At 59.1% G+C, this 5,592-nt stretch carries 5 protein-coding genes and 1 pseudogene; 5 read left to right on the forward strand and 1 reads right to left on the reverse strand.

Annotated elements, in window-relative coordinates:
- The first annotated feature begins 202 nt into the window (after positions 1-202).
- Genes VAE55_RS07325 through gpmI form a run of 5 tightly spaced genes read left to right on the forward strand, consistent with a single transcriptional unit; the run spans position 203 to position 5,113 of the window.
- Complete coding sequence (locus VAE55_RS07325; protein ID WP_322815140.1) at positions 203-553, forward strand: hypothetical protein; 351 nt, start codon at positions 203-205, stop codon at positions 551-553.
- A gap of 2 nt (positions 554-555) precedes the next feature.
- Complete coding sequence (locus VAE55_RS07330; RefSeq protein ID WP_416181175.1) at positions 556-2,001, forward strand: FAD-binding oxidoreductase; 1,446 nt, start codon at positions 556-558, stop codon at positions 1,999-2,001.
- 6 nt (positions 2,002-2,007) lie between these two features.
- Positions 2,008-3,195, forward strand: coding sequence for an FAD-binding oxidoreductase (locus tag VAE55_RS07335; RefSeq protein ID WP_322815142.1), 1,188 nt, complete (start codon positions 2,008-2,010; stop codon positions 3,193-3,195).
- Between the two features lie 34 nt (positions 3,196-3,229).
- Positions 3,230-3,478, forward strand: a complete 249-nt coding sequence (locus VAE55_RS07340) for a hypothetical protein (protein WP_012257029.1) — start codon at positions 3,230-3,232, stop codon at positions 3,476-3,478.
- A 12-nt stretch (positions 3,479-3,490) separates the two neighbouring features.
- Positions 3,491-5,113 carry a 2,3-bisphosphoglycerate-independent phosphoglycerate mutase gene (gpmI, locus tag VAE55_RS07345; RefSeq protein WP_322815143.1) on the forward strand — a complete coding sequence of 541 codons (1,623 nt, stop codon included), beginning with the start codon at positions 3,491-3,493 and terminating at the stop codon, positions 5,111-5,113.
- 253 nt (positions 5,114-5,366) lie between these two features.
- Here gpmI and VAE55_RS07350 read toward each other — a convergent pair.
- Positions 5,367-5,592 (reverse strand): annotated as a pseudogene (locus VAE55_RS07350) (hypothetical protein); the annotation flags it as partial.

Genomic DNA, 5,592 nt, shown 5'->3' on the forward strand with positions numbered 1-5,592 from the left:
CAGTGCGTGATGGCACCGGAGATAGTCGTCATCCTTCCTCGCAGCTAAGCCGACAGGCTGGGAGCAGGATAGGCAAGGCTTAGGTGATCGGTAATCGTTCATGCGCCTGGGGGAAAGGCTGGTAGGACGAATTGATATTGATATTAATGACTGCTGGTGTGCTATCATACAGATAGCATTGGCACGCATCACGGGGTTATCTATGGCAACACTGCTTTCCTGGTTGTTGATCGTCATGGTATTGTTGTCGGCCTGGTATGTGATAGCCTATACCGTTGCTTTCTTCCATCTACGCGAGCGGATGTTGCTGCTGCCGGTTGGACAATGGTTGCTGGTCGGTGTCGGGCTTGGTTCGATCATTCTGAACAATGGAACGCCGGTACTGGTTTGGGTAATGACTCCGCTGCTGATTGGGCTGGCCCTGGCCGGTATCTGGCGCCGCCATCCACGTGGTCTGGCATTGGTCTTGCGTTCGTATCCTCGCGGTACGCTCGATATACTGACGTTTCGCCGACCGGTTTTTGATCTGAAGCGCCGTGTACGGACAAAATGACGATGCGTGATGACCTGGTAACTGCTCTCCTGAGCGCCGTTGATCCGGCAATTGTGCTGCGCCGGCCAGAAGAGCTGATGCTCTACGAGTACGATGGCTCAGCCCTTGATCAGGGTATGCCGGAGGTGGTCGTTGTGCCGCGCACTACTGCCGAAGTTTCGGCCTGTGTGCAGGTGGCAGCTCAGCTTGGCGTGCCAATCGTTGCCCGTGGTGCGGGTACCGGTCTGGCCGGCGGCTCGGTACCCGAACAGGGTGGGCTGGTCATTTCCCTAACCCGTCTCAATCGGATTTTAGCCATCGACCCGGTGGCGCGTACTGCCCGCGTGCAACCCGGCGTAGTCAACACCGATCTTAGTCTGGCCGCAGCACCCTACGGCCTCCATTTTGCCCCCGATCCCAGTAGCCAGCGCGCCAGTACCATCGGCGGCAATATTGCCACCAACGCCGGTGGTCCGCACTGTCTGAAGTATGGCGTCACCACCAACCATGTCCTGGCGGTAACGCTAGTCTTGGGTGATGGGCGGGTGATCGAGGTGAGTCGCGCTGCCCTGGATGCGCCAGGCTACGATCTGCTGGGGGTTGTGGTGGGCAGTGAAGGAACCCTCGGCATCGTCACCGAAGCAGTGGTCAAATTAACGCCAAATCCCGAGTCGATCTACACCTTTCTGGCCATCTACGACGATCTCGATGCGGCCAGCGAGACGGTATCCGCGATTATTGCCCATGGCATCATTCCCGCTGCGCTTGAGATGCTGGTTGGGCAGGGCATCGCCGCTGTCGAAGCCGCAGTCAAGGCGGGGTATCCGTCTGATGCGCGAGCGGTATTGTTGATCGAGCTGGATGGGTTGCGTGAAGAGGTTATTGCCCAGGCGCAAGCGATTGAACAGATCTGCCACCAGTATAGGGTACGCGAGTTGCGGGCGGCGCAAGATGCCCATCAGCGCGAGAAGTTGTGGGCCGGTCGTAAAGGTGCTTTGGCGGCCTGCGCACGGATTGCCCCGCACTATCACATTCAGGACGGTGTCGTTCCACGGTCGCGTCTGCCGGAACTGTTGCGCCTGACCGAGGAGGTGGCGGCCCGTCACCAGATCACGATTGTCAATATTTTTCACGCCGGTGATGGTAATCTCCACCCGCTATTGCTGTTCGATCTCCGTCACGCCGGTGCGCTTGAGCGGGCAGTTGCCGCCAGTGAAGAGATTTTGCAGGCGTGTGTTGCCGCCGGCGGTACGATCAGTGGTGAACACGGGATCGGGATTGAGAAGCGTAATTATCTGGGCTGGATTTTTGGCCCGGCCGATCTGGCCGCCTTCGCCGACCTGCGCACCATCTTCGATGCGAATGGGGTGATGAACCCCTGTAAACTGCTGCCGGGGGGCAGTAGTTGTGCCGACATTCGGTTTGCTCGCGGTGCTCTGCGTGCGCTTGACCGGGGGGCGTGGATTTAGACGGGTATGAATGTGTTGCCTTTTTCAACCAGGCCATCGCCGACAACATATGCATTGGCTGATCGACAACCGCAGCAGGTTGTGCAGCCGACATCCGTCGCTGATGTGAGCGAATTGCTCACCGCAGCAACCCGTACCAACACCGCAGTGGTGCCGTGGGGGGACGGTACACACCAGTTTCTGCTCGATCCGCCGCAGCGTTACGATGTTGCCCTTGATCTGCGTCAACTGAACCGGGTGATTGAATACCAGCCTGCCGATCTGGTGATAACGGTTGAAGCCGGTGCGTCGCTAGGGTCGGTACAGGCACTGTTGCGCGAACGGGGACAGTGGCTGCCCTGGGATCCACCTGCATCAGATGGTGCGACTATCGGGGGATTACTGGCGTCAGCGGCATGGGGGCCGTTGCGGTTGGGTTACGGTGGGCCACGGGAGTGGCTCCTCGGTATGCAGGTCGTGCTTGGTGATGGGCGAGTGGTACAGAGTGGTGGGCGGGTGGTCAAAAATGTGGCCGGTTACGATACGCACAAGCTACACCTCGGCGCGTATGGTACGCTTGGGGTGATAGCAACGGCCACGTTCAAAGTCGCGCCACTCCCGGAAACGTTTGTTTTACTGCGCGTTACATGCTCTACCGTTGACGAGGCCTGGCAGGTGGCCGAGGCGCTGCGCAGACCGCCATTACAGCCGGTCGGGCTGGTTATTACCATCTCAGATACTATCATGCTACAAGCCCAACTCGCCGGGATGGCAGCCGCGGTGGAACGCCAGCTAGCGCTGGCTACCGCTGCCTGTTCTACTGTGACCGATCTGACGGTCGAACACAACTATCGTGCCCTGCCCCATACCGCCTATCCACCCGCATCTGCCACCAGTCTGATCCTTCGGATCGGTGTGCCTGACAGTGCGCTGCCGGTGGCGATGGCTGCTCTGGCGACGGTCACACCTGAATCAGTAACCGTCTTTCCCGGTCTGGGGCTGATCATTGCCTGTTGTCCGCAGGCTGCTGCCACGTACTTGTCCGTGTTGCGCCAGGAACTGGCCGGCGCAGGTGGGTACGCCGTAGTTGAATATAGTCCTGTCAGGATTGAGCGCTGGGGGCCGCCCCCACCAACCATCGATCTGATGCGTGCCTTGCGCCAACGCTGGGACCCGGCAGGCATTCTCAATCCAGGGCGCTGGCTGATTGAATAAGAGCGATGATATTCACGAAGTCAGGAGATGTCGTATGGCGCTACTCGGTTCACTTATCGCGCTCGGTGCCGCACTGGTCTTTGCCGCACTGGCACTGGCAACGTTATGGGGTGGCTGGCAGGCAATCCGTCGCGAATTACTGCGTGGGTTCGTGAGTACCAATCCTGCAATGGGTGAACGCATCTGGAGCCTGTTGCTGACCGTTGTTCCTCTACTCGGAGCCGCGCTGCTTGGGCTACTGGCAGCGTGGCGCATCGTCCAGGTAGCTCTTGGTTTGGGATAAGGAGAACGTCCAATGACACGTCCACGTCCGGTGGTCTTGATAATTATGGATGGCTGGGGTATTGCGCCGCCAGGGCCGGGTAATGCGGCTGATCTGGCCGATACGCCCCATGTTGATGCATGGATGGCGAATTGCCCCTTTACAACATTGGGAGCTTCAGGGCTTGATGTTGGCCTGCCTGAAGGTCAGATTGGGAACTCCGAGGTAGGCCATCTCAATATCGGGGCCGGTTTTGTGGTCTATCAAGAACTGACGCGAATCAGCAAAGCAATTGCCGATGGTGATTTTTTTACCAACCCGGTCTTGCTCCAGGCTATCGAACACGTCAAACAGCGCAATTCGGCCTTACATTTGATGGGGTTGTTTGGGCCTGGAGGTGTCCATGCCCATGAAGATCACCTGTACGCGCTGCTGGAGCTGGCCCACCGCCATCATCTCCAGCGTGTCTATCTCCACCTCTTCCTCGACGGGCGCGATGTGTTGCCGCGCAGTGCCCTGGGCTTTCTCGACACTCTCGAAGGGGTGATCGCCCGGCTTGGCGTCGGCACGGTTGCTACCGTTTCCGGTCGTTACTATGCGATGGATCGTGATAAGCGCTGGGAACGCACGGGATGGGCGTATGCGGCCCTGGTTGATGGAGTGGGTGAGAAGGCACCTTCAGCGCGGGCAGCGATTGAGGCATCGTATGCCCGTGATGTCAGTGATGAATTTGTTTTACCCACGGTGATCGTCACCGCCAGCGGCGAACCAACCGCAACCGTGCGCGATGGTGATGCCGTGATCTTTACCAACTTCCGCCCCGACCGCGGTCGACAGTTGACCCGCGCTTTTGTTGATCCCGACCTCAACGAACGTATTCGCCAGCATTATGAACGGCAAAAGGCTGAAGGCCAGCCGTTGCCTGCCACGATCTGGCAGCGTGAGCGTCAGTTGCGCGATCTCTGTTTCGTGACCATGACCCAATACGAAGAGGGCTTGCCGGTACTGGTTGCCTTCCCGCCCCGTTACGTCACCAATCCGCTGGCCGCTGTAATCAGCCAGGCCGGGCTGCGCCAGTTTCATATTGCCGAGACCGAGAAATACCCGCACGTCACCTTCTTCCTCAATGGTGGGCGCGAAGAGCCGTTTCCTGGTGAAGATCGTCAGCTCATTCCATCACCCAAAGTCGCCACTTACGATCTGAAACCGGAAATGAGTGCCCCGGAAGTCACCGAGGCTCTGCTGGCCGCAATTGATAGCGATCAATACGATTTCATCGTGGTCAATTACGCCAACCCTGATATGGTTGGTCACACCGGGAGTATCCCGGCGGTGATCAAAGCCTGCGAAGCCGTTGATGCCGGGTTGGCGCAGGTGGTGCCGGCCATTCTGGAGCGGGGCGGCGTGGCTCTCATCATCGCCGATCACGGGAATGCCGAGCAGATGATTGACCCGGAAACCGGGGGGCCACACACGGCGCACACGACCAATCCGGCACCTTGTTTCCTGATCGGTGGTGCCGGCTATGGCAAAGATACCATCGAACTGCGGCACGGTGGCCGATTGGCCGACGTGGCGCCAACACTGCTCGAACTGTTGGGGTTAGAACCGTCACCCGATATGACCGGGCAGAGCCTGATTGTGCGTCGTGCTTAGTCAACCCGGACAGGTTGAACCCCTGCCGCACAAGTAGCCTGTCAGATGCTGTTTCAGCAAAGGGATGTCTCTGAACAACACCCCTCGTTGTACAAGCCTATGCATTACCCACATGTCACGCTGCGTTAAGCCGGGCTGCAAGCGCTCCCCGTGGCGCAGGCTTCCAGCCTGCATGGAAGCATCCTCGCCTCCGCCGGCAGATGCTGACCGTGGCCGCTGGTGCGCAGGCACGAATCTTGTGCAACATAACCGTCTACGGGCAGGGATCGCATGCATGTCTGACCGACTCGCTGATCGGCACGAGCACATTCAGCATCCCCGTGACCAGGATGGGTAACGGTGGGCCACGCGCCGGATCGTGAGCGCGGCTGGCGCGGCAGCATGGCTGCCGCACGCCAAACATCGCGCCACGGGTAATGGTGGTCGGCAACGGTATCGACCCTGAAACGTGATCCCACTGGGCGCAGCGCTGCGGGGTA

The organism is Chloroflexus sp. (assembly GCF_034432675.1).
Taxonomy (GTDB): domain Bacteria; phylum Chloroflexota; class Chloroflexia; order Chloroflexales; family Chloroflexaceae; genus Chloroflexus.